Source organism: Desulfurellaceae bacterium (assembly GCA_021296095.1).
Taxonomy (GTDB): domain Bacteria; phylum Desulfobacterota; class Binatia; order Bin18; family Bin18; genus JAAXHF01.
In genome coordinates, this window is record JAGWBB010000070.1 from 1 (window position 1) to 311 (window position 311).

The window sequence follows — 311 nt, forward strand, 5'->3', positions numbered from 1 at the left end:
CTGTGACCCCAGGCGGCCCAGGCCCATCAGGCCCAGGGTTTTGCCGTTCAGCCCCAGCCCCAGGCTGCGCTGCCACTGACCCGCGCGGGTGGCTTGGTCTTCCTCCGGGATATGGCGCACCAGGGCCAGGATCAGGCCCCAGGTCAGCTCGGCGGTCGGATAGCCCACGCCCCCGGTGCCGCACACCACAACGCCGCAATCGGTGGCGGCGTCTAGGTCAATCGCCGCGTTACGCATGCCGGTGGTGGTCAGCAGTTGCAGCTTGGGCAGGCGTTCCAGCAGGCTGCGGGGGAAGGGCGTGCGCTCGCGCA

The 311-nt window shown here is 70.4% G+C and carries 1 protein-coding gene; it reads right to left on the reverse strand.

The window, feature by feature from the left end:
* On the reverse strand, positions 1-311 hold a 311-nt coding region (locus J4F42_15880), incomplete at both ends, for a hypothetical protein (GenBank protein ID MCE2486994.1).